This is a genomic window from Cupriavidus nantongensis, assembly GCF_001598055.1.
Taxonomy (GTDB): domain Bacteria; phylum Pseudomonadota; class Gammaproteobacteria; order Burkholderiales; family Burkholderiaceae; genus Cupriavidus; species Cupriavidus nantongensis.
Genome location: NZ_CP014845.1, coordinates 2,260,723 through 2,284,437, shown reverse-complemented (window position 1 = coordinate 2,284,437; position 23,715 = coordinate 2,260,723). Strand labels below are relative to the sequence as shown.

Genomic DNA, 23,715 nt, shown 5'->3' with positions numbered 1-23,715 from the left:
TACCCGATTCTGCGTGCCGGCCGGGGCGGCCGATACCTCGACGGTGCATAAGCGATTCATGCGCGATTCATCGCCATGGCATGCGCATGTCCCTGCCGCAGTGGGGTGTCGGAGCGTACCCGTTTCTGCGTAGTATTTCCGCGCCATACGCACGCACATGGCGCGCTGCGGCGTGCCGCGGCCAGCGTTTTCGCATGTGTGCGCGAGGGCTCATACCAATGGATGAGATTGGCTGTAAGTCACCCACACGGGGCTGGACAAACCGTCGCAAATGCACTGAACTATAGGCGTGGCAAAGAGGGGCGCGGCAAGCGCCCCTTCTTGACTCCGGTGTATGCGGCAGTGGGCCGGAGCCACGCCGGAAGCGCGTCGGCGCAATGCGCCAGGACGGCAGCGCTTTCGCGACAGAGACCGTCAAGATCGATGACGGCGCCGTCCACAATCCGGGAGCGTGCGGACAACATGCGCGCCACGCAGACAAGAAAATTCCAAGACTGAAAAGTGGTAAACGTAGACGTGCAGTGCCGGGGGATGTTGTTCAACGGGGATAATCATGACCGCAGGAGAGATCCGGCGACCCGTCATCGGGCCTGTCAGGGAGTCCAGTAACCGATCCATCCGATCTATGCATCCAGCCTGGGCCGCCGTGGGGGAGGCTGAAGGCGAGGTGCCCGCCAAACGCGCCGTGAGCGAAGCGGCCACCGCGGATGTTGCAGCCCTGCTTGCCGAAGACAGCGAACTCAGCGACAGCGCCCGTGCGGCGGTGTCCAACCTGCTGCGTCGCCATCGGCTGCTCGAAGGGGAACTGGCGCGCCAGCGCACGCTGCTGCAGGAATGGATCCTGAGCCAGCTGACCTACAAGGCGCTCTACTACCAATACTCCGGCCAGTCGCCGCAGGCGCCTCGCGTGGAGTTGATGCGCGAAAAGGAGGCCGTGCGGCGGCGCATCCGCGAGCAGCTCCAGCCGGGGGCGGATTACCTTGCCGCGCCTGATGAATCCACCCGCAGTCTGTCCAGCTCGTGACCCCGACGTCGACCGCGGGCGCATGCCCGCAGCCAGTTCAGCCCCACCGTCCGCCTCGGACGCGCGCCGCTGCGGCGGCCACGGGTGCCGGCACCAAGAACAAGCCTAACGTCCGGGAGATCGTGATGGACCGACTGTGCAAGGCGTCACGCACTGCACAGCTCGTGGTCGTGTCGCGTCATGAAGATTTTGGTTTCGACCCTGCCGTGATCGGCACGGAATGGGAAATCCGCCGCGTCGCGCAGGTGCGCGATGCCGAGCGCGCGGTACGCGCCTGCCCACCCACGGCTGGCGTGATCGACCTGCAGTCCGACTACAGCGAGGCCGAGTTCGCGCAGCTGGAACAGGCGCTGCAGTACCTGCATATCACCTGGGTGGCGATCACCTCCGACGCGATGCTGGCCAACGAGCGCGTGCGGCGGATGATCCGCGACTATTGCGTCGACTACGTGCGCCTGCCGTTCTCGATGCCGGAGCTGCTGTACACGCTGCGGCATGCGCGCGGCATGGCGTCGCTGCACGGCACGCGCCCGCAGGAAAGCGCGTCGCGCGGCACCATGATCGGCGAATGCGCGGCGATGCGGGCGATGTTCCGCTCGCTCGCCAAGGTGGCGCACAACGAAGCGCCGGTGTTTATCTCGGGCGAGTCCGGCACCGGCAAGGAACTGGCCGCGCAGGCGATCCACGATGCCTCGAGCCGGCGCAAGGGCCCGTTCATCGCCATCAACTGCGGCGCCATTCCCTCGCACCTGGTGCAGTCAGAGCTGTTCGGCTATGAGAAGGGCGCGTTTACCGGGGCCAACCAGCGCAAGATCGGCTGGATCGAACAGGCCCAGGGCGGCACGCTGTTTCTCGACGAAATCGGCGACCTGCCGCTTGAAAGCCAGGTGGCGCTGCTGCGCTTCCTGCAGCAGGGCACGATCACGCGGCTGGGCGGCCATCAGTCGATCCCGCTGAACCTGCGCATCATCTCGGCCACGCACGTAGACCTGGTCGCGGCGCAGGGCGACGGGCGCTTCCGTTCCGACCTGTTCCACCGGCTGTGCGTGCTGACGCTGTCGATCCCGGCGCTGCGCGAGCGTGGCGAGGACATCCTGCTGCTGGCCAATGCGGTGCTGGCCGAGCATGGCCACGAGGCGCACCGTCGCATCCGCGGGTTCTCCGCGTGCGCGACGCAGGCGATGATGCAGTACGCCTGGCCGGGCAATGTGCGCGAACTGATCAACCGCGTGCGCCGCGCCATCGTGATGACCGACAACCGCAAGATCACCGCCGAAGACCTGCAGCTGCACAACGGCGCCGAGCTGCCGCGCAAGACCCTCGATGCGATCCGCGAAGAGGCCGAGCGCGAAGCGATCCGCACCGTGATGGCCAGCCACGGCTTTCACGTGGTGCCGGCCGCGCGCGAGCTCAACGTGTCGCGCGTGACCCTGTACCGGCTCATGCACAAGCACAACATCCGTGTGGAGAGCCACGCCTCGGCGGGGGAATAAAGGCAGTCAGCGGCGTCGGTGCGAGCCGGTTGCCGGCACGGCCACGACAGGCGCCGGCGGGAAAGGGGAACCGGCGACGTCCGCTCGCCGGTTCCGCCTTTCCCCGTGCCGGCCGGCACGTCAGCGCACTGCCCGCGGCCTTGCGGTTCCCTTCCCGTCCGCGAACCCGTCCGCGAACCCGCCACCACCTGCCTGCGCAGGCGCGGTGGCGAGGTTCATGCTGATCTTGCCGCGCGAGCGCCGCGGCGGCTCGCAGGCATCCTGCGCAGGTCCCGGCACGATGTCGCGGCGGCGCTGGCCGTCGCGTGCGTGCCGCGCGGGCGGCGCCAGCGCTTCGCTGCCCGTCAGGTCCGGATCCAGCCGCAGTTCTCCCCAGGCCCAGCCGAAGCCGCGCACATAGATGTCATGACTGACCGCGGCGTGGCTGTTCGCATCGTCCGCGTCAGGGCGGTCGAACCACGCGTAGCTGGCCGCCGCCGCGCTGCCCGAGCCAATCGCCAGCGCCGTGGCGAGCATTGCAGCTTTCATGGTCGGCATCTCCCTGTGGAAAAAAAGTGCCCGCCGGGGGACGGAACACTAATCCGCGCGGTCACGCTGGCTCGCGTGCCCGCTTGTTCTTTTCAGCCCGTCATGCGCGTCGCTTGCCGGCGTGGCGGCGGCATGCCGGACTGACTTGCGCCGGCCTGCGGGTCGCCACGCACGCCATGCCATGCGCGCTGAGCGCGACCTGCACCCGCGCGCGCGGATAGGGCAGCAGCGGCGCCGACACCAGGTCCGTCTCAGACGGCGGCGGGCCGGCCAGGCGGTATGCGCGCCGGCGCGCCGTCATGCGGGAAGGCGGGTGACGCATGGGGTGATCTCCAGCACGACAAAGGGTTTGACGGAACCGGCGCAGGCTTGCACGGTGCGCCCTGGCCAACTCAGAGCGACAAGTGTGCCAAGGGCCGCAAACGCTTGTGCCAGGCGGCCTAGCGAGCGGTCCCTGCAGTGCGGGCGCGCCATTGCGCCGCGGCGCCGGACCGATCGGTTTCGCCATTGCAACGCGGTGCGCAAGCGCCTCGGCGGCGCAGGCATGCGCCCGGGGCCGCTCGCGCGCACAGGACGGCGCTTTGCCGTGTGCGCGACGCGTAGTACTACGGCCTCGCAGTCCGTTGCACGGTTGAAACTGGCCTTACATCAGTCCTGCATGCGAGTAACCGCGATGCATCGCGCCAGCATCGCGCCATGGTGTATGGCCACGCAGAAACGGGTACGCGCCGGGGGCGGCGCGCGCGGTCAACGGGGCTGGCCCGAGTTGCCAGAGGGATTGGCGGGGCTGGACGGTGTCGCGGCAGGCGCCGCCGAGGGCATGGCGCCCGACGCGGTGCCGGAGATGGGCTTGGGTCCGGGCTGGCTGCGCTCGCAGCCGGCGCAGCCGAGCACGGCGATGATTGCCAGCACGGCCGCCGGGCGTGCGCGGAGGTTGCAGGTCACGGGTGCCTCCTTGCGCCGGCGCGCGGGCAACGGATGCGCCGGCAGGTATGCCTGCTCTTACTGTAGCAGGCTGCCCGCGGCGTGCCGCGCCCTGCCCGCCTTGGGCAAGCGGCGCAATGCGCAGTATGATGAACGCAGCGCCGGCCGCGCGGGCGGGCGCAACGCACCCCGCGGTCCCCGCGCCGGATCGCGCCAGCACCAGACCGTGACCGACAACACCGAACCCTCCTCTTCGTCTGCCGCCGAAGGCGTGCCGCCGCCGCGCCGGCACCGCCCGCACTGGCTGCCCGACCGCCACACCGGCGCGCGCACGCTGCGCGTGGTCAGCGCCGCCGTCACCTCGTGGTTCGCGCACCGCGCCGCCAGCAAGGGCGCGGCGCTGTCCTTCTACATGCTGTTCTCGCTGGCGCCGATCCTGGTGCTGGTGATCTCGATCGCCGGCCTGTTCTTCGGCGCCGAGGCGGCGCGCGGCGAGATCTTCGCGCAGCTCGAAGGGCTGGTCGGCGATCAGGGCGCCGCCGCCATCGAGGGCATCCTGGCCGCGACGCACCGCGCCGGCGGCAGCGGAATGGCCGCGCTGATCGCGACCGGCATCCTGTTCGTCGGCGCCACCAGCGCCTTTGCCGAACTCAAAAGCAGCCTCGACGACATCTGGCACGTGCCGGTGCCCGACACCGCCGGCTGGCGCCAGTTGCTGCGCACGCGCCTGCTGTCGTTCAGCCTGGTGCTGGTGCTGGCCTTCATGCTGCTGGTGTCGCTGATCGTCAATGCGGCGCTTGCGGTGGTCGAGCGCATCTGGGGCCAGCTGTGGACGCAGTCGTGGTTTGCGCCGGTGGCCGAAGTCATCTCCTCGCTGTTCTCGTTCGCGGTGGTGACGGCGCTGTTCGCGGTGATCTTCAAGATGCTGCCCAATGCGCGCATCGCCTGGCGCGACGTCACCATGGGCGCGGTCATCACCGCGCTGCTGTTTTCGATCGGCAAGCGGCTGATCGGGCTGTACCTGGGCAACAGTGCCGTGGCCTCATCGTATGGCGCGGCCGGGTCGGTGGTGGCGCTGATGCTGTGGGTGTATTACTCGGCACAGATCTTTTTCTTCGGCGCCGAGCTGACGCGCCAGTACGCGCTGCAGTTCGGCAGCCTGCGCGGCAAGCCGGCGGACAAGCTGGCCGAGTAACAGTGGTGCGCGGCGCGGGCGCTGGTCGACCGGCGACAACGCAAATCCCGTAGCGGCGCCCAAACCGGTAAAATAACGCCCCATTCCCTTCGCGTGCCCGCAGGGCCCGGCCCTGCGGCCGCCCGCGGCGCTGCCGGTCCTGGTTCCGGCCACCGCCGGGCCATCCCAATATTTCCCAGTCTGATTCCGCTGCCGTGAGCTCGCTCGTTCCTGAAATTGCGCGTCGTCGCACCTTCGCCATCATCTCCCACCCCGACGCGGGCAAGACCACCCTGACCGAAAAGCTGCTGTGGTTCGGCGGCGCGATCCAGGTCGCGGGCGAAGTGCGGGCGCGCAAGGCCGACCGCCATGCCACCTCGGACTGGATGGAGCTGGAAAAGCAGCGCGGCATCTCGGTGACCTCGTCGGTGATGCAGTTTCCGTACCGGCGCGACAGCGCGGACGGCAAGGCGCAGGAGAACATCGTCAACCTGCTCGACACCCCGGGCCACGAGGACTTCTCCGAAGACACCTACCGCACGCTGACGGCGGTGGACTCGGCGGTGATGGTGATCGACTCGGTCAACGGCGTCGAAGCGCAGACGATCAAGCTGCTGAACGTCTGCCGGCTGCGCGACACCCCCATCCTGACCTTCATCAACAAGCTCGACCGCGAAGGCCGCTCGCCGATCGAACTGCTCGATGAAATCGAGGACGTGCTGCAGATCCAGTGCGCGCCGATGACCTGGCCGATCGGCATGGGCAAGGCCTTCCGCGGCGTCTACCACCTGATCGACGACAAGGTGCAGCTGTTCGACCCGCACGGCGACAAGGGCACGTCCGCGATCCTGGATGGCCTGGACAATCCGGAACTGGACCGCATCCTCGGCAGCCAGGCCGAAGAGCTGCGCGTCGAAATCGAGCTGGTGCGCGGGGCCTCGCACACCTTCGACAAGGAGGCCTTCCTCAACGGCAAGCAGACGCCCGTGTACTTCGGCTCGGCCATCAACAACTTCGGCGTGCAGTCGCTGCTGGATGCACTGTGCGAGCTGTCGCCGCCGCCGCTGGCGCGCAATACGGATTCGCGCGTGGTCGAGCCGCAGGAACCCAAGTTCACCGGCTTCGTGTTCAAGATCCAGGCCAATATGGATCCGCGCCACCGCGACCGCATTGCCTTCGTGCGCGTGTGCTCGGGCCGCTTCGAGCGTGGCATGAAGCTGCTGCACGTGTCGGCGGGCAAGACCGTGGCAATCAACAACGCCATCACTTTCATGGCGCAGGACCGCAACACCACCGAAGAGGCCTACGCCGGCGACATCATCGGCGTGCCCAACCACGGCACCATTCGCCTGGGCGATGTCTTCACCGAGGGCGAGCCGCTCAAGTTCACCGGCATCCCGTCGTTCGCGCCGGAATTCTTCCGCCGCGCGCGCCTGAACAACCCGCTCAAGGTCAAGCAGCTGCAGAAGGGCCTGCAGCAGCTGGCCGAAGAGGGCGCCACGCAGATGTTCCGCCCGCTCGCGTCCAACGACCTGGTGCTGGGTGCCGTGGGCATCCTGCAGTTCGACGTGGTTGCGCACCGGCTCGAGCATGAGTACGGCGTCGACGCCATCTTCGAATCGCATGAATGCGCCACCGCGCGCTGGCTCAAGGGCACGCCGGCCGAGATCGAGAAACTGATCGCCAAGGCCGGGCACAACGTGGCGCTCGACGGTGCCGGCGACCATGTCTACCTGGCGCCGAGCATGGTCAACCTGCGCCTGACGCAGGAACGGTTCCCGGAGCTGCAGTTCCTGGAAACGCGCGAGATCGTCTGATCGTCGCGCCCGTGCAAAGCAAAACGGCTCGCCATGGCGAGCCGTTTTGCTGTTCTGAGATTTTGCCTGGCGCTTTTCCAGCCAATCAATACGCCAGCGACGCCTGGATATAGAACGTCCGCGGCATGCCCACATACTTGCCCGCATTGTTGTCGGTCGAGCGCGTGAAATAGCGCTTGTCGAACACGTTCTTCACGCCCACCGCCAGCTTCAGGTTCTGCGCCGCCTTGCCGAAGTCATAGCCCACGCGCAGGTTCATCAGCGCATAGCCCGGGATATCGCCGAGCGCACCGTTGGCGCTTTCCGCGGTCTGGTAGGTGGTTGACGTGCTCGGGTCGCCCGGCGAATGCTGCCTGGACTGCGCAAAGCCGTCGACATTGAACGACCAGCGGTTGCGCGCGTAGCGCATGCCCACCGTGGCCACATGGCGCGAATAGAACGGCAGGTCGCGCCCGGCGAAGTTGCCCTGGTTGTAGGTGGCTTCTGTGTAGGTGTAGGTGGCGTAGGCCGACAGCCCCATCAGCGCCTTGTCGAGCGCGCCGAAGTCATAGCGCAGCGACGATTCCACGCCGCGATGGGTGGTGGCGCCGAGGTTGGTCCATGCATCCGGCGCGCCGCCGGTGCCGCCGCGCAGCTGCAGCTCGTCGTCGAAGTCGATGTTGAACAGCGTCAGCTCGCCACCCCAGCCATTGGCGTTGAAGTGCGTGCCGAGCTCGTAGGTCTTGGCCTTTTCCGGCGTCAGCCCGTTGGTTGTCTGCGCGATCTGGAAATACTGCAGCGGGCCGAACGACACCCCGGCGTTGGCGAACAGCTTCCACTGGTCGCTGACGTGGTACATCACCGCCAGCGACGGCAGCGGCTCGTTGGAAGACACGTCGCGGCGCACACCGCTGAAGTTGTCGGTCACGTACGAGCGGATGAACTCGTAGCGCAGGCCGGGAGTGATGGTCCAGTTGCCGACGTTGATGGTGTCGTCGAGATAGACCGCGTTGGCGGTGGTGCCGCCGGTGCGCCACTGGTAGACCGGCGAGGGCAGCGTGGTGGCATCGACCGAACCCGGCACATAGAAGGCGGTGCGCGATGCCTGCTCGTCGCTGGCTTCGCGCAGGAAGCGGTAGCCCACGCTTACCTCGTGGCTCATGCTTTCGCCGCGGAACAGCTGCGAGTAGCGCGGCTCGATCGCGAAGGTGTGGTAGTTGCGCGGGGCCGCGGTCAGGCGGCGCCGGCCGGCCTGCGCGCCGGTGCCTTCCTGCTCGATATTGCTGCCGCGGAAGCTGTCGGTGTAGTACGTCAGCACCTCGAACTTGCGGTCGGCGTCGTTGTGGCTGTATTTCAGGCTGAAATCGTGGCGCCGGCCGCTGAAGTTGTCATAGGGGCGCACCGACTGGAACGGGTCGGCGGCGTACTGCCCCGGCGTCAGGCCGCCCGGCATGCCAGCCGTGCCTTCGTAGTAGTGGAACGCGGCGCTGAGCGAGTCGGTCTTCGAGATCCGGTACGCCCCTTTGAGCAGCAGGTCGTCGATGTTGACGTGGTCGTTGCTGGCGCGATAGCCGTTGCCGTGGATGCCCGAGTACAGCAGCGCGCCGCCCAGCCCTTGCTCGTTGGTGCCGCCGATGAATGCGGTCGGGTTGGTCTTGACGTTGCCGCCGTGGCTGTAGATGTCGGTCGAGACCGAGGCATCGGCGGCGAAGGCCGTCGGGATCGGGCGCGTCACGAAGTTGATGATGCCGCCCACGTTCTGCGGGCCGTAGCGCACCGAGCCCGCGCCGCGCACCACGTCGATGGTCTCGAGGTTGCCCAGCGACAGCGGCGCCATCGACAGCTGCGGCTGGCCGTACGGCGCCACCGCCAGCGGGACGCCGTCCATCAGGATGGTCGAGCGCGGCGACAGCCGCGAAGCCAGCCCGCGCACGCCCACGTTGAGCGAGACATCGCTGCCGCCGGTGCCATTGTTCTCCTGCACCTGCACGCCCGGAATGCGGCGCAGCACTTCCCGCACGTTGTTGGCGCCGGCTTCGGCAAAGGTCTCGCGGTCGACGATGGTGCGCGCGCCGGGATGCTCCAGCACCTTGGCCTCGTTGGCGTTTTCCAGCCAGTTGCCGACCACGGTGACCGTGTTCAGCGTGGCTTCGGCAGCGGCGCCGGGGGTGGCCTTGGCGGCAGGGGCGACGGGCGTTGCGGAATCCGGTTCGGCGGCGTGGGCCGGCATCGCGGCGAGATGGGCAAACAGCAGGGCGGCGCCGATGGCACCCCCGGTCAGGCGGAAAGCGGGCTGCAAGGTGAGGTTCCTGGGGAGAGCGGCGCGTCCCGCTGCGCCGGAAGCGGTGGTCCGGACGGTCGCGCCAATGGGCGGGGATTATAAATACGAGTGATTCTCAAAAGCGAGAAGCCCTGCGTTGCATCGCGGGCGCGTGTCGCGTCTCTGCATCATTGTGCTGACAACGAGGCAGCATTCGCGCTTCATTCGGCACATTTGGAAAGCCGCGTGTGCAGGCGTGGGCATCTGCATGCAGCAATTAAGCGTACGCTTTAGAATCTGCCCTTTGCGCACGGCGAACCCACTACCCGGGCGCAAGCTCCGCTCCCTTCCTGCCCCATCCATGTCTTCCCCTGCCACCGTTCCGGCTGCCGAGCCGGACAGCGTTTTCCGTGATTCCGTGTTTCGCCGCTACTGGTTCGCGCGGCTGTGCACCACCATCGGCTACCAGATCTTTACCGTGGCGGTGGGCTGGCAGATGTACGACCTGACGCGCGACCCGCTGATGCTGGGCATGGTCGGGCTGGTGCAGTTCCTGCCGTCGGTGGCGCTGATCCTGATGTCGGGCCACGTGGCGGACCGCTTCGACCGGCGCCGCATCGTGCGCACCTGCCAGTCGCTGGAGGCGCTGCTGGCCGCCGGCATGGCCGCCGCCAGCCTGGGCGGGTGGATCGACAGCCACCACATCTTTGTCTTCGTCGCGCTGATCGGCGCCACGCGGGCGTTCGAGAACCCCACGCTGCAGGCCTTGCTGCCCAGCGTGGTCACGCCGCGCCAGCTGCCGCGCGCGGTGGCGCTGGCCAGCTCGGCGGGGCAGGCCGCCATCATCATCGGGCCGGCCATCGGCGGCTTCGCCTATGTCGCCGGCCCGGGGGTGGTGTACACGCTGAGCGCGACGCTGTTTGCGATCGCCGCGCTGCTGGTGGGCGGCATCACGCTGCGCCAGGCGGCGCAGCGGCTGACCGCGCCGGTCAGCGTGCGCACCGTCTTTGCCGGGTTTGCCTATATCCGCAGCCGCCCGGTGCTGCTGGGCGCGATCTCGCTGGACATGGTGGCGGTGCTGCTGGGCGGCGCCGCGGCGCTGTTGCCGATCTACGCGCGCGACATCCTGCATACCGGACCGTGGGGGCTGGGGCTGCTGCGCTCGTCCCCGGCCATCGGCGCGCTGGCGATGGCGCTGTGGCTGGCGCGCCATCCGCTGAACCGGCGCGCCGGACGCGTGATGTTCGCCGCGGTGGCGGTGTTCGGCGTCGCCACGGTGGTGTTCGGGGTCTCGACCTGGCTGCCGCTCTCGATGGCGGCACTGGTGGTGCTGGGCGCTTCGGACATGATCAGCGTGGTGGTGCGCTCGACGCTGGTCCAGCTCGATACGCCCGACGATATGCGCGGGCGCGTCGGTGCCGTCAATTCGGTGTTTATCGGCGCTTCCAACCAGCTCGGCGAGTTCGAGTCCGGCGTCACCGCCGCGCTGTTCGGCCCGGTAGGCGCGGTGGTCCTGGGCGGGGTCGGCACGCTGCTGGTGGTGGCCGTGTGGATGCGCTTGTTCCCGGCGCTGGCGGCGCGCGACAAGCTGCATGAACAGCCGGCGTGAATTGGGTGCGAGCCGTGCGCAAGCCCGCGTGGCGACAGCCGGAGCGTACCCGTTTCTGCGTGCCCGGCGGGTGGCGCTGACGGCGGTATAGTGATGCCTCGCGCGCCAACTTTCGTCGCTGAAAGTTGTGCCCGATATTGCCACCCGCAGCGCTGCCCGCATCGTCGCCTGCATCCGACCACGCCTTGCGTCCCATGACCTTGCCGACCGATCCGCTCGAGCGCCACGCGGTGTTCGCCGCGCTCAGCGGCTCGCGCGCTTCGCTGGAGCGCGCGGCGGCGCTGGGCGATGGCCTGGGCGTGGCGCTGTGGCGCAACCGGAACGACAGCACCGGCTATGCGCGGCCCGGCCACCACACCATGTCGGTCTACCTGCAGGGCGGCCACGCCACCTACCGGCGCGACCAGCCCGGCAACAAGGGCGCGCCGGGCAGGCTATGCCTGTTGCCGGCCGACCATGAGTCGCGCTGGCATGTCGGCGGCCCGCAGCGCTTCCTGCATCTGTATTTCCGTCCCGAAACCCTGGCCTGGCATTGCGTGCGCCTGCTCGACCGCGAACCGCGCTCGGTGGCCCTGCGCGACCTGACCTTTGCCGACGATCCGCGCCTGCATGCCCTGAGCCAGCGGCTTGCCGCGCTCGACTGGCGCTTGCCCGAGGCCCGCATGGCCGGCAATGCGCTCGCGCACGAGGCGCTCAGCCACCTGGTGCTGAACCACGCCGGCCGCGCCGCCCCGGCCGACTGGCGCGGTGGCTTGTCGGCGCAGGCCCGGCGGACCGTGCGCGACTGGATCGAAAGCCATCCCGACAGCAACCCGACGCTGGGCGAACTGGCGGCCATGGCGGGGCTGTCGGAATTCCACTTCGCGCGCATGTTCCGCGTCTCGTTCGGCATGCCGCCGCATGCCTGGGTGCTGCAGACCCGCCTGGAGCGGGCGCAACGGCTGCTGGCCGATCCGCGCCGCCCGCTGCATGAAGTCGCCGCGCGCGCCGGGTTTGCCTCCGCCAGCCACCTCAGCCGCCGTTTCCAGGCCGCGTTCGGCGTCACGCCCGGCGCCTGGCGCGCGGGCGCGTAGCGTTCACGCGCTTGCGGGCGGTCCGGCGCCAGCCGTTGCGGCGCAAGGCCTGGCGCCGACTTTCCACGAATCAGGGCCAGGTCGCGGGAACCCGCTTCTGCTTCGCTTGTCCCCTCCTATGTGCCGTGATTCCGGCTTTGTCGGTGATCGTCTGACATCTTGCATTCAATGTTCATCAATTTGTCAAGCGTGAACCTCCATCGAGGGGTTCCGGCAAGGTGGTCCGAGCATCGCCACGGCACGCAGAAACGGGTACGCATCGCCGCCCCAAGGCAGCACCGTCGACAACCCTGACAACAACCGCAAACGGAGCCGCTCCCATGGATCTGAACTTTATCGATGCCGACCAGCTCGAGGCGGGCTGGTCTTACCTGGTCCGCTTCGCCATCAACCAGGGCATGAACTGCCTGGCGGCGATCCTGATCCTGATGATCGGCTGGTGGCTGTCGGGCCGCGTCGGCACCGCGGCACGGGGCGCGCTCAGCCGCACCCATGTCGATGCCACCATGCGCCCGCTGCTGGCCAATGCGCTGCAATGGATGGTGCGCGTGCTGACCATCGTGCTGGTGCTGTCGCAGTTCGGCGTGCAGACCGCCAGCATCATCGCCATGCTGGGCGCGGCCGGCCTGGCGATCGGGCTGGCGCTGCAAGGCACGCTGCAGAACATTGCCGCCGGCATCATGCTGGTGCTGCTGCGCCCGTTCCGCGTGGGCCAGTACATCGACGCGCAGGGCGTGGCCGGCACCGTGCGCGAGACCGGGCTGTTCATGACCGAGCTGACCACCTTCGACGGCGTCTGCCTGCGCGTGCCCAACGGCAAGCTGTGGGGCAGCGCTATCACCAACTACAGCGAGAACGCGACGCGGCGCGCCGACATCGAGGCCACGGTAACCTTCGACAGCGACGTGCAGCGCAGCCTGGAAGCGCTGCGCGCGATGCTGGCGCGCGAGCCGAGGCTGCTGGCCGAGCCCGTCCCCGAAACCATGGTGGTCAACTACACCCAGCAGGGCATTACGCTGAACGTGCGCTACTGGACCTCGAACGACGATTACTGGAACGTGCGCTTCGCTTTCTACGAGCGCATCAAGCAGGTGCTGGAGCAGGCCGGCAGCAAGCTGGCGGTGCCGATCCAGGAACTGCACGTGCCGGGCGCGTCGTCGGTGCCGGGCGTGGTGAAGGTGGCCGACAGCGCGCCGTCGGCAGCGTCGCGGCCGGCCGCGCCGCAGTCGCACCAGCCATCGCAGCAGCCGACGCGCCAGCCCGTGCGCCAACCGGGCTAGCCGCGCGCGTCCTGCGCCTCGCCCTCATCCGAAAACAGCGTGCAGGCGCCGCTTTCGGCCGTGCTGACCTGGCAGCGGAAGGTTGCGAACAGGTCGCGGCCGACGCCGTGGCGATTGGCGCTCAGGTCCGGGCGCGCCGGCGTGCGCGCCTGCCATTCGTCGTCGGGCACCAGCACGTCGAGCGTGCCGGTGGTCGCGTCGACACGCATCATGTCGCCGCTGCGCACGCGCGCGATCGCGCCGCCGCGCAGCGCTTCCGGGCAGACGTGGATGGCGGCCGGGACCTTGCCCGATGCGCCCGACATGCGTCCGTCGGTCACCAGTGCCACATGAAAGCCGCGGTCCTGCAGCACCGTCAGCGTGGGCGTGAGCTTGTGCAGCTCCGGCATGCCGCACGATGCCGGGCCCTGCCAGGGCAGCACCGCAACGAAGTCGCGCTCGAGCTCGCCGCGCTTGAAGGCGTGCAGCACATCGTCCTGATGCTCGAACACGATCGCCGGCGCCTGCACCACCTGGTGCTCGGGCTTGACCGCCGAGGTCTTGATCACCGCGCGGCCCAGCTTGCCGTCGAGCAGCTTGATGCCGCCGTCCGGCGCAAAGGGCGCGTCGGCGGCGCGCACGATGCTGTCATCGAGCGGCGCGGCCGGGCCGTCGATCCACGTCAGCTGGCCGTCGCGCAGCACCGGCTCGCGCGTGTAGTCCTGCAGGCCCCGGCCGACGATGGTGGTGACGTCGTCGTGCAGCAGGCCCAGCGCGAGCAGGCCGCGGATCACCACCGCCAGCCCGCCGGCGGCCTGGAACTGGTTCACGTCGGCCTTGCCGTTCGGGTACACGCGCGCCAGCAGCGGCACCACCGCCGACAGCTCATCGAAATCGTCCCAGCTCAGCACGATGCCGGCCACGCGCGCCATCGCGATCAGGTGCAGCGTATGGTTGGTGGAGCCGCCGGTGGCGAGCAGCCCGACGATGCCGTTGACGAAGGCGCGCTCGTCCAGCACCTCGGCCACTGGCGTATAGCGCTCGCCGCCATGCACCAGCTTCAGCGCCTGGCGCGCGGCCTCGCGCGTCAGCGCTTCGCGCAGCGGCGTGTTGGGATTGACGAAGGCTGTGCCCGGCAGATGCAGGCCCATCATTTCCATCAGCATCTGGTTGGAGTTGGCGGTGCCGTAGAAGGTGCAGGTGCCGGGTCCGTGGTAGGAGCGGGTCTCGGCCTCGAGCAGTTCCTTGCGGCCGATCTTGCCTTCGGCGTAGAGCTGCCGCGTGTGCGCCTTCTCGTCGTTGCTGATGCCGGTGGTCATCGGCCCGCCGGGCACGAACACCGCGGGCAGGTGGCCGAAGGACAGCGCGCCCATCACCAGCCCGGGCACGATCTTGTCGCACACGCCCAGGTACAGCGCGCCATCGAACATCTGGTGCGACAGCGCCACCGCCGTGGCCAGCGCAATCACGTCGCGCGAGAACAGCGACAGGTCCATGCCGTCCTGGCCCTGCGTAACGCCGTCGCACATCGCCGGCGTGCCGCCGGCAAACTGCGCGGTGCCGCCGGCCTCGAGCGCGGCTTCCTTGAGCCATTGCGGGAACGCCGCCAGCGGCTGGTGCGCCGACAGCATGTCGTTGTAGGCCGAGACGATGGCCAGGTTGGGCCGCTCGTCGGCCTTCAGCCGGATCTTGGCGGCGTCCGGCATGGCGGCTACCGCGTGGGCGAGGTTGGTACAGGAAAGCTGCGCGCGTTCGACCTTGTGCCCGGCCATGGCGCGGGTGCGGTCAAGATACGCCTGGCGCGAGGCGGTGCTGCGGGAGACGATGCGGGCGGTGACCCGCTCGAGCACTGGATGACGTGGCATGGGGTTCTCCTGCGGGGGAGCTTTCAGCCTAGCGCACTTTGCCGGGGCCTGCACGGTAGCGGGCGCCTGATGGCCCGCCCGCGGCCTGCGCCAACCACGCAGAAATGGGTACGCTTGCCTCGCCAAGCCGTAGCAACTCACGTAAACTGGCCGCTACCCGGCCGGCCATCGCGCGCTGGCCGCGACAACTCGAATCGTCAAGGAGCGCAGGGTGAGCATGCCTGATTTCGACATGGTGCTGTTCGGCGGCACCGGCGACCTGGCGCGGCGCAAGCTGCTGCCGTCCCTGTTCGATGCGCACCACGCCGGGCTGCTGCATCCGGCCGCACGCATCCTCGCCACCGGCAGCCAACCGATGTCGAGCGCGGACTACATCGCCTCGCTGGAACAGAGCGTGCGGCCCGCGCTGGCCCATGCGCCGCCCGAGTCATGGGACAGGTTCTGCGCACGCATCGTCTACGTGCAGGCCGATGCACGCGTGCCGGCGCATTTCGATGCGCTGGCCGAGCAGCTGCTGTCGCGCAAGCCCGAGGTGGTGGTGTGCTATCTCGCCACCGCCCCGCATCTGTTCGTGTCCATCTGCGAGCAGCTGGCGCGCACCGGCCTGAACACACGCCACGCGCCCAACGTGCGCATCGTGCTGGAAAAGCCGCTGGGCCACGACCTGGAATCGAACGAGGCCATCAACTCGGCGGTGGCGAAATTCTTTGCCGAAGAGCAGATCTATCGCATCGACCATTACCTGGGCAAGGAGTCGGTGCAGAACCTGATGGCGATCCGCTTTGGCAACGCGCTGTTCGAGCCGCTGTGGCGCCGCGAGTGGGTACAGGACGTGCAGATCACCATCGCCGAAGAACTGGGCGTGGAAACGCGCGGCGATTTCTACGACCGCACCGGCGCGCTGCGCGACATGGTGCAGAACCACCTGCTGCAGCTGCTGTGCATGGTGGCGATGGAGCCCCCGGCCAGCCTCAGCGAAGACGCCATCCGCGACGAGAAGATCAAGATCCTGAAAGCGCTCCGGCCGATCACGCCGCAGGACGTGGCCGAGAAAACCGTGCGCGGCCAGTACCGCTCCGGCGCGATCGGCGGCAAGCCGGTGCCCGGCTACCTCGAGGAAGAAGGCATCGCGCCCGACAGCCGTACCGAGACCTTTGTCGCGATCAAGGCCGAGATCGCCAACTGGCGCTGGGAAGGGGTGCCGTTCTACCTGCGCACCGGCAAGCGCATGCAGTCGCGCGTGGCCGAGATCGTGATCCACTTCCGCGACGTGCCGCACGCAATCTTCCCGCGGCCGCTGACGCAGTCGCCGCAGAACCGGCTGGTGATCCAGCTGCAGCCCGAGGAAAGCATCCGCCTGTACTGCCTGGTCAAGCAGCCCGGCGATACGCTGGAGCTGACGCCCACCTCGCTCGACCTGGACTTCGCCAACTCGTTCAAGGTGCGCCGCGCCGGCGCCTATGAACGGCTGCTGCTGGACGTGATCCGTGGCCGGCTGGGCCTGTTCGTGCGCCGCGACGAGCAGGTGCAGGCATGGCGCTGGGTCGAGCCGATCATCGATACCTGGGAAGCCAGCACGGTCCCGCCCAAGCCCTATACCGCCGGCACCTGGGGGCCGGCGGCGTCGTCGGCGCTGATGTCGCGCGACGGCGGCCTGTGGCACGAGGAAGCCTGAGCCATCGGCTCGCACACTGCAAAGGAAGCCGCCATGCGCCTGTTCGAACATCCCACGCCGATGGACCAGGCCGAGGCCCTGGCGATCTCGATCGGCAATGCGCTGGAGCTCGCCGTGCGCGTCAGGGGCTGGGCGGTGCTGGCGGTCTCGGGCGGGCGCTCGCCGGTGGCGATGTTCGAGCGGCTGCGCCACCGGCATGTGCGCTGGGACGCGGTGACCATCACGCTGGTCGACGAACGCGTGGTGCCGCCCGACCACGCAGACAGCAACGCCGCGCTGGTGCGTGCCCACCTTTTGCGCGAGGCCGCGGCCAGCGCCGCCTTCGTGCCGCTGATTGCCGACGCGCAGGACGCCGCCGCGCCCGCGCAGGCGGTGGCGCGCGCCAACGCCGCGTTCCGCCAGCCCGACGTGGTGGTGCTGGGCATGGGCGAGGACGGGCATACCGCCTCGCTGTTCCCGGATGCGCCCGAACTGCAGGGTGCGTTGAGCGAGCGGCAGCCGGGCTACGTCATTACCCACCCATCGGTGGCGCCGCATGCGCGCATCACGCTGAACCTGGCCGCGCTGCTGGCCGCCGAGCGCGTGTTCCTGTCGGTCTCCGGCGCGGCCAAGGCCGCGGTGCTGGAGCGCGCGCTGCAGGGCCCCACGCCGTCGTTGCCGGTGAGCCTGGTGCTGTCGCAACACCGGCACGGGCTTGACGTGTTCAAGACCTGACCGCCCCGACGGTCCCACTTGCCCCACCTTTGCGCGAGGAACGAGATCCGCTGCCATGGCCACTACCGCATCCTTCTCCGCTGACTTTCCCCGCCTGCTCGGCGATGTAGGCGGCACCAACGTGCGTTTCGCGCTGGAGACCGCGCCGATGCGGATCGGGCAGGTGACGGCGCTGAAGGTGGTCGATTTCCCGTCGCTGGAGGCCGCGCTGCGCCAGTACCTCGACGGCCTCGCCGGCGCGGGCCAGCCCACGCCGCGGCACGCCGCGATCGGCCTGGCCAATCCGGTGACCGGCGACCAGGTCCGGCTGACCAACCACAACTGGACCTTCTCGATCGACGGCATGCGGCGCGCGCTGGGGCTGCAGACACTGGTGGCCATCAACGACTTCACCGCGCTGGCGCTGGCCCTGCCGCACCTGCCCGCCGACGGCCTGGTGCAGGTGCGCGCCGGCACCGCGGTGCGCACCGCGCCGCTGGCGCTGGTCGGGCCCGGCACCGGCCTGGGCGTTTCCGGGCTGGTGCCGGCGCCGGGCGGGCAGGCCGTGGCGCTGGCCGGCGAAGGCGGCCATATCGAGCTGATGCCCGACACCGACGACGAATGGATCGCGTGGCGCGCGGCCCGGCGCAACGTCGGCCGGGTCTCGGCCGAGCGCCTGCTGAGCGGCAGCGGCCTGTCGCATATCCATGCCGCGCTGGCCGCAGAAACGGGTACGCTTTTGCTCGCGCCGCTGCAGCCGGCGCAGGTCACCGCGGGCGCGTTCGAGCGCAACGACCCGCTGTGCCAGCGCGCCATGGCGGTGTTCTTCGGGCTGCTGGGCTCGGTCGCGGCCGATATCGCGCTGGTGATCGGCGCGCGCGGCGGGGTCTATCTGGGCGGCGGCATCCTGCCGCGCTTCGTGCCGGCGCTGCAGGATTCGGTGTTCGCCGAGCGCTTTGTCGCCAAGGGCCGCATGCGCGGCTGGCTCGAGGCGGTGCCGGTCCATGTCATCACCGCCAGCCATCCGGCATTGGCAGGGCTGGCGCAGGCGCTGGCCGAACGCCTCGGCGGCGCGGGCGGGAACGCCTAGCCATGCGCGTACTGCTGGTCGAAGACGACGCCATGATCGGCGAGAGCGTCAAGCTGGCGCTGCGCCAGGAAGGCTTTGCCGTCGATTGGGTGCGCGACGGCGAGGCGGGCCTGTCCGCAGCCACCACCGCGGCGGACGGCCAGGCGTGCTACGACCTGATCCTGCTCGACCTGGGACTGCCGCGCCGCCCCGGCCTGGAAGTGCTGCGCGCGCTGCGGGCACGCGGCGTGCCCACGCCGGTGCTGATCCTGACCGCGCGCGACGCCGTTGCCGACCGTGTCGCGGGCCTCAATGCCGGTGCCGACGATTACCTGGTCAAGCCCTTCGACCTGCAGGAGCTGGCCGCGCGCATGCACGCACTGGCACGCCGCGCCGCCGGGCGCGCCGAACCGCTGGTCACCTACGGCGAGATCGTGCTCAACCCCGCCACGCGCGAAGCTACCTGCCGCGGCGAACCGGTGCGGCTGTCGGCGCGCGAGTTCGCGCTGCTGTCGGCGCTGATGGCGCGCCCGGGCAAGGTGTGGTCGGTGCCGCAGCTGCAGGAGCGGCTCTATGGCTGGGACGACGAGGTCGGCAGCAATACCGTCGAGGTCTATATCCACGCGCTGCGCAAGAAGTTCGGCGCGGCGCTGATCCGCAATATCCGCGGCGTGGGCTATGTGGTGCCGCGCCTGGACAGCGAAGCGGCCGCGGATGGCGATGGGGAGGGCCGCTGATGCGCTCGATCCAGCGAACGTTGCTGGCTTGGCTGGCGGCCGGCCTGGTGGCCGGCATCGCCATCGCCACCGCGCTGATCTACGGGCAGGCGCGGCAGGAGGCCAACGCGCTGTTCGACTACCAGATGAAGCAGATGGCCGCGGCGCTGCCCAGCCAGTTCCCCAACCCGTTGGCGCCGCCCTTCGTCGGCGTGCCCGGCGACCTGGCCCATGCCAACGAGGATGTGGTGATCCATATCTGGGACGGTTCCGGGCGCAGCCTGTACCTGTCGCACTCGCATCCGGCGCTGCCCGCGCGCGCCGAGCTGGGGTTCTCCAACGTGACCACGCAGCAGGGCGAATGGCGGCTGTACAGCATGCAGCTTGGGGCCGCGGTGGTGCAGATCGCGCAGCCGATGAGCGCGCGCCGCACGCTGGCCGCGCGCATGGCGCTGCGCACCGTGGCGCCGCTGCTGCTGTTGCTGCCGCTGCTGGGCTGGCTGGTGTGGATGGCGGTGGGTCGTGGCCTGCGCCCGCTGCGAGAGATCGCCACCGAGGTGCGCGCGCGTGACGCCAACACGCTGGCGCCGCTGGCGGTGCGCCCGATGCCCGACGAGATCGCGCCGCTGAGCGCGGCGCTGAACCAGCTGCTGGCGCGGCTCTCGCATGCCATCGACACCCAACGCGCCTTCGTCGCCGATGCCGCGCACGCGCTGCGCACGCCGTTGACCGCACTGCAGCTGCAGGCACAACTGGTCGAGCGCGCCGACGACGGCGCCGCGCGCGACGAAGCCATCGCCAAGCTGCGCCAGGGGCTGGAGCGGCTGACCCACCTGGTGATCCAGCTGCTGACGCTGGCGCGGCAGGAACCGGGTGCGGCCGTGCCTCCGCACGAACCGGTGGAGCTGCATCAACTGGCCGCCGCCGTGGTCGCCGAGATGGCCCAGGCCGCGCTCGATCGCGACATCGACCTGGGCCTGGACGGCAGCGCCGACGCCACCCCCGCCGTGGTGCGCGGCGACGCCGATGCGTTGCGCATCCTGCTGACCAACCTGCTGGACAACGCGCTCGCCTACATCCCCGCCGGCGGCCGCATCGACGTCGCGGTGCGGCGCACTGCCGACGCCCGCAACGTCGAACTGGTGGTCAGCGACAACGGACCGGGCATCCCGGCCCAAGAACGCGCGCGCGTGTTCGACCGCTTCTATCGCGTCGCCGATGCACCGACCGGCGGCAGCGGCCTGGGTCTCGCCATCGTCGCCGAGATCGCGCAGTCGCACGGCGCGCGGGTGGTGCTGGAGGATGCGGGCCCGGGCTTGCGGGTCAAGGTGGTGTTTCCGGTTTAGCCTGCGTCGGCAAACATCGCGCCCTGACCATTGCGCAACTGCCTGAAGCGCGAGTGCAAACCCCGTTTTTCTTCTGCTCTGCGCAAGGCTTGCCACAAGCGACAACCTATCGATCGACACGCAGAAACGGGTACGCTTTGCGCCCGCAGGCCGGGCAGGCGACGCGGTTGCGTGGGTTGGCTAGCCAGCCAAAACAGGCGTTTTAGCCGGTCCGCAGGCGCCGAGGCATGGCTTTGACTGGCCCCGCCGCAGCACGCAGAAACGGGTACGCTTTTGCTGCGCAAGCCCTCTGGCGCCATGCCGGCGCGACGCCATTGCGTATCATGCGTGTTCCTCTCCTCAATGGTGCAACGACAGCATGCGCGCGATCGGCAACTTCCTCTGGTTCATCCTTGGCGGCGTGGTGATGGGCCTGGCCTGGTGGCTGGCAGGGCTGCTGGCCTTCATTTCGATCATCGGCATTCCCTGGGGCAAGGCCTGCTTCGTGATCGGCGGCTTCACCTTCTTTCCGTTCGGCAAGCAGGCCATCAGCCGGCGCGAACTGACCGGGCGCGACGATGTCGGCACCGGTGCGTTCGGGCTGGTGGGCAATGTGCTGTGGTTTGTCTTTGCCGGCGTGTGGCTGGCCATCGGCCACGTGATGGCGGCGGTGGCCAACTTCGTCACCATCATCGGCATCCCGTTCGCGATCCAGCACCTGAAGCTGGCCGGCATTGCGCTGGCGCCGATCGGACAGACCGTGGTCAGCAACGAGATCGCGGAGGCCGCGCGCCGCGACGGCGCCCGCGCGCACGTGGACAACCTGCGCCGCTGAGCGTTCAGGCGTCCGCGTCGTCGTCGGGGCCTTCCGCGTCTTGCTGGCCGGCGTGCGCCACCAGCCGGTCGAGCAGGCTGCCCAGCAGCGCCTGCTCGTCTTCGCTCAGGCAGCCGAAGATCTCTTCATTGCGCCGGGCGATCATGGCGATCGCCTGCCGGTACAGCGGCTTGCCCTGCGCGGTCAGCGACAGCACCACGCCGCGCCCGTCGGCCGCGCTGGCTTCCTTGCTGACCAGCCCGCGCGCCACCAGCGCTTGTGCCGAGCGGCTGGCCTGGCCCTTGGTCAGGTTGGCGCGCTGCGCCAGGGCGTTGACCGACAGCGGCGCGAAGGCGCCGATCGCCGCCAGGCAGCGCCCCTCGCTGAGCAGCAGCCCGCATTGCTCCAGGTAGGCGGCGGCGCTGTCCTTGTCGCTGAGCTTGTTGACCTGGTGCAGGCGGTAGGTCAGGAACTGTTCGAGGCGTGGCAGTGGCTTCATGGCGTTTCCGATTCGGGCGTCGGCATTGTAGAGCCCCCGGGCCCCTCTTGCCGGCTGCGCGCCTCGGCCTCGTCGATCAGCGCCAGCACCGGCGCCAGTGCTGGCTGGCGGCTCATCAGGCCCAGGCACACCATCGCCAGCAGCAGCGGCGCACGCGCTTCGCCGGTGCGGCCCATGGCTGCGCACAGTCGGGTATAGGCCTGGTCGAGGTCTTCAGCTTGCATGGCGGGCTCCGGTTTGCAGCAGGGGGGCGAGGGTGGTGCGCACGGCGTCCCATGACGGTTTGCGCCAGCGTGCCAGCACATAGCCATCGGGACGGACCAGGTACAGCGTGCCGGGGTTTGCGCCATAGCGGGCGTGGGCCTGGCCGTCGACATCCGCCAGCGCGCCGGCGCCGGCCGGGGCGCCGCTGACGACTTCAAACGCGTGCAGGGCTTGCGGATGTTCCCGCGTGAGCGCTGCCAGCGGCTCGGGCAGTGCAGCTCGATCGGCGCCATGCCCGAACCAGAGCAGCGTGAAGCGCTGCCCGAAGCATTGCGTCAGATGCCGGATGCCGTCCGGCCCGTCCACGCGCAGATCCGACGCGGGCACGCCCGGTGCCGCGCCCGGACAGTCGCTGCCGAAGTCGCTGGGACCGTTCAGCGCCGATTCGATATAGGCAACCGGTGCCGACTGGCGCGGATTGATCAGCGAACGCACAGCAGGCTCGAATGACGCCAGTCGCAGCGTGGCCTCGCGCATCAGCTTGAAGGCGAAGTCGGGCGGCGCCATGAACTCGGTGCTCTTGGCGCCGTAGGCAAGGTTCTGGCGCGTGGCGTGCAGGCGCTCGGCGGAGTAGGTATCGAGCAGGCTGTCCGCGGCCTGGCCGCGCAGCACCCAGGCCAGCTTCCACGCCAGGTTGCCGGCATCGTCCAGCCCCGAATTGAGCCCGCGCACGCCGAAGATCGGCACCAGGTGCGCGGCGTCGCCGGCGAACAGCACGCGGCCATGGCGGTAGTCCTGCAAGGTCAGGCACTTGGCGTTGTACATCGAGATCCACAGCGGCCGCCACGGCTCGGTCTCGCCGATCATGTCGAGGTGGCTCTGCACGCGCGGCAGCACGTTCTCGGGTTTGACCGCCTCGTCGGGGTCTTCGTCGTCGCGGATCTGGTAGTCGATGCGCCAGACGTCGTCGGGCTGCCGGTGCATCAGCAGGGTCGAGCCGGGATTGGAGGGCGGGTCGAACCAGGCCAGCCGCTCCACCTCGCGCCGCGTCTTCTGCACGATATCGACGATCACGTAGCGGCCTTCGTACTGCGTGCCTTCCATGCGCAGGCCCAGCTGCTCGCGCACCGTGCTGCGTCCGCCGTCGCACGCCACCAGCCATTGCGCATCGACTTCCACCACGCCGTCGCCGGTCTCGATCTCGGCGACCACGCCGCCGGCGTGCTGGCGCAGCGTCCGCAGGCGCGCGCCGAAGCGCACGTCGGCAGGCGACGCGCCGCGCAGCGCGGCATCGTGGGCGAAGGCCTCCAGGTAGTACTGCTGGATGTTGACCATCGGCGCAAAGCGCTCGCCCGGCTCGCTCGGCATCTGGAAATGCAGCACTTGCGTGTCGCGGTAGTAGCTGCGCCCGCCGACCCAGGGCAGGCCGGTCTCGACCATGGCCCGGTCGGCGCCGGCCCAGCCCAGGATTTCCAGCGAGCGCCGCGCCATGCAGATCGCACGGCTGCCGGCGCAGTAGCCGTCGTCGGCTTCCACCGCCAGCGCGGCAATGCCCTGGCGCGCCAGCAGTGCGGCCAGGGTCAGGCCGACCGGGCCGCCGCCGGCAATCAGCACCGGGATGCGCTGCGGCCAGGGACGGGACGAATCGGGCGGTGGTGCCGGCGGCACCGGCAGGTGAGGTGCGTGGAAGTCGGGCATGACGGGCGATGGTCTGT

Annotated in this window: 21 protein-coding genes; 13 read left to right on the top strand and 8 right to left on the bottom strand. The window is 69.2% G+C overall.

Annotated features, from left to right (window positions below; all coding sequences use genetic code 11):
* Nucleotides 1-553 precede the first annotated feature (553 nt).
* Nucleotides 554-1,024: a hypothetical protein gene (locus tag A2G96_RS31105; protein ID WP_062803953.1), complete on the top strand. Its 471-nt coding sequence runs from the start codon at nucleotides 554-556 to the stop codon at nucleotides 1,022-1,024.
* A 125-nt stretch (nucleotides 1,025-1,149) separates the two neighbouring features.
* A complete protein-coding gene (locus A2G96_RS31100; RefSeq protein ID WP_062803952.1) occupies nucleotides 1,150-2,517 on the top strand; it encodes a sigma-54 dependent transcriptional regulator in 1,368 nt (455 codons plus the stop codon).
* Between the two features lie 120 nt (nucleotides 2,518-2,637).
* Here A2G96_RS31100 and A2G96_RS31095 read toward each other — a convergent pair whose 3' ends face one another.
* From A2G96_RS31095 to A2G96_RS31085, 3 genes are all read right to left on the bottom strand, one after another.
* Complete coding sequence (locus tag A2G96_RS31095; RefSeq protein ID WP_231909713.1) at nucleotides 2,638-3,045, bottom strand: hypothetical protein; 408 nt, start codon at nucleotides 3,043-3,045, stop codon at nucleotides 2,638-2,640.
* 100 nt (nucleotides 3,046-3,145) lie between these two features.
* Nucleotides 3,146-3,367, bottom strand: coding sequence for a hypothetical protein (locus A2G96_RS31090; RefSeq protein ID WP_231909712.1), 222 nt, complete (start codon nucleotides 3,365-3,367; stop codon nucleotides 3,146-3,148).
* 425 nt (nucleotides 3,368-3,792) lie between these two features.
* Nucleotides 3,793-3,990, bottom strand: a complete 198-nt coding sequence (locus A2G96_RS31085) for a hypothetical protein (RefSeq protein ID WP_231909711.1) — start codon at nucleotides 3,988-3,990, stop codon at nucleotides 3,793-3,795.
* Between the two features lie 250 nt (nucleotides 3,991-4,240).
* Here A2G96_RS31085 and A2G96_RS31080 point away from each other — a divergent pair, with 250 nt between their 5' ends.
* Together A2G96_RS31080 and A2G96_RS31075 are read left to right on the top strand one after the other, a co-directional pair.
* A complete protein-coding gene (locus A2G96_RS31080) occupies nucleotides 4,241-5,164 on the top strand; it encodes a YihY/virulence factor BrkB family protein (RefSeq protein WP_062804229.1) in 924 nt (307 codons plus the stop codon).
* A gap of 194 nt (nucleotides 5,165-5,358) precedes the next feature.
* Nucleotides 5,359-6,960, top strand: coding sequence for a peptide chain release factor 3 (locus A2G96_RS31075; protein WP_062803948.1), 1,602 nt, complete (start codon nucleotides 5,359-5,361; stop codon nucleotides 6,958-6,960).
* 85 nt (nucleotides 6,961-7,045) lie between these two features.
* Here A2G96_RS31075 and A2G96_RS31070 read toward each other — a convergent pair whose 3' ends face one another.
* Nucleotides 7,046-9,238 (bottom strand): TonB-dependent receptor family protein, encoded by a 2,193-nt coding sequence (locus A2G96_RS31070; protein ID WP_062803947.1) that lies wholly within the window; start codon nucleotides 9,236-9,238, stop codon nucleotides 7,046-7,048.
* Between the two features lie 322 nt (nucleotides 9,239-9,560).
* On the opposite strand from A2G96_RS31070, the gene A2G96_RS31065 reads away from it, so the two are divergent.
* From A2G96_RS31065 to A2G96_RS31055, 3 genes are all read left to right on the top strand, one after another.
* Nucleotides 9,561-10,808 carry an MFS transporter gene (locus tag A2G96_RS31065; protein ID WP_062803946.1) on the top strand — a complete coding sequence of 416 codons (1,248 nt, stop codon included), beginning with the start codon at nucleotides 9,561-9,563 and terminating at the stop codon, nucleotides 10,806-10,808.
* 194 nt (nucleotides 10,809-11,002) lie between these two features.
* Nucleotides 11,003-11,881, top strand: a complete 879-nt coding sequence (locus tag A2G96_RS31060; RefSeq protein WP_062803945.1) for a helix-turn-helix domain-containing protein — start codon at nucleotides 11,003-11,005, stop codon at nucleotides 11,879-11,881.
* A 320-nt stretch (nucleotides 11,882-12,201) separates the two neighbouring features.
* Entirely contained in the window at nucleotides 12,202-13,161 is a 960-nt protein-coding gene (locus tag A2G96_RS31055; protein WP_062803944.1) for a mechanosensitive ion channel family protein, read from the top strand.
* On the opposite strand, the gene edd is transcribed toward A2G96_RS31055, so the two are convergent.
* A complete protein-coding gene (gene edd, locus A2G96_RS31050) occupies nucleotides 13,158-15,005 on the bottom strand; it encodes a phosphogluconate dehydratase (protein WP_062803943.1) in 1,848 nt (615 codons plus the stop codon). The two genes, A2G96_RS31055 and edd, sit on opposite strands and share 4 nt — an antisense overlap.
* 217 nt (nucleotides 15,006-15,222) lie before the next feature.
* Here edd and zwf point away from each other — a divergent pair, with 217 nt between their 5' ends.
* The 6 genes from zwf to A2G96_RS31020 all read left to right on the top strand — a co-directional run bounded on the left by zwf (nucleotide 15,223) and on the right by A2G96_RS31020 (nucleotide 21,318).
* Nucleotides 15,223-16,680: a glucose-6-phosphate dehydrogenase gene (gene zwf, locus A2G96_RS31045; RefSeq protein ID WP_062803942.1), complete on the top strand. Its 1,458-nt coding sequence runs from the start codon at nucleotides 15,223-15,225 to the stop codon at nucleotides 16,678-16,680.
* A gap of 33 nt (nucleotides 16,681-16,713) precedes the next feature.
* Complete coding sequence (gene pgl / locus A2G96_RS31040) at nucleotides 16,714-17,394, top strand: 6-phosphogluconolactonase (protein ID WP_062803941.1); 681 nt, start codon at nucleotides 16,714-16,716, stop codon at nucleotides 17,392-17,394.
* A gap of 55 nt (nucleotides 17,395-17,449) precedes the next feature.
* A complete protein-coding gene (glk, locus tag A2G96_RS31035) occupies nucleotides 17,450-18,463 on the top strand; it encodes a glucokinase (protein ID WP_062803940.1) in 1,014 nt (337 codons plus the stop codon).
* 2 nt (nucleotides 18,464-18,465) lie between these two features.
* On the top strand, nucleotides 18,466-19,179 hold the full coding sequence (locus A2G96_RS31030; protein ID WP_062803939.1) for a response regulator: 714 nt from the start codon (nucleotides 18,466-18,468) through the stop codon (nucleotides 19,177-19,179).
* A complete protein-coding gene (locus A2G96_RS31025; protein WP_062803938.1) occupies nucleotides 19,179-20,504 on the top strand; it encodes a sensor histidine kinase in 1,326 nt (441 codons plus the stop codon). The genes A2G96_RS31030 and A2G96_RS31025 overlap by 1 nt, the downstream gene beginning before the upstream one ends.
* A 358-nt stretch (nucleotides 20,505-20,862) precedes the next feature.
* Entirely contained in the window at nucleotides 20,863-21,318 is a 456-nt protein-coding gene (locus tag A2G96_RS31020) for a YccF domain-containing protein (protein ID WP_062803937.1), read from the top strand.
* Between the two features lie 4 nt (nucleotides 21,319-21,322).
* On the opposite strand, the gene A2G96_RS31015 is transcribed toward A2G96_RS31020, so the two are convergent.
* From A2G96_RS31015 to A2G96_RS31005, 3 genes are read right to left on the bottom strand one after another with little or no spacing between them, the layout of a single operon-like run.
* Nucleotides 21,323-21,796, bottom strand: a complete 474-nt coding sequence (locus tag A2G96_RS31015) for a MarR family winged helix-turn-helix transcriptional regulator (RefSeq protein WP_062803936.1) — start codon at nucleotides 21,794-21,796, stop codon at nucleotides 21,323-21,325.
* Nucleotides 21,793-22,020 carry a hypothetical protein gene (locus A2G96_RS31010; RefSeq protein WP_062803935.1) on the bottom strand — a complete coding sequence of 76 codons (228 nt, stop codon included), beginning with the start codon at nucleotides 22,018-22,020 and terminating at the stop codon, nucleotides 21,793-21,795. Before A2G96_RS31010 ends, A2G96_RS31015 begins: the two co-directional genes overlap by 4 nt.
* Nucleotides 22,010-23,698 (bottom strand): FAD-dependent oxidoreductase, encoded by a 1,689-nt coding sequence (locus A2G96_RS31005; protein ID WP_062803934.1) that lies wholly within the window; start codon nucleotides 23,696-23,698, stop codon nucleotides 22,010-22,012. The genes A2G96_RS31010 and A2G96_RS31005 overlap by 11 nt, the downstream gene beginning before the upstream one ends.
* Nucleotides 23,699-23,715 lie beyond the last annotated feature (17 nt).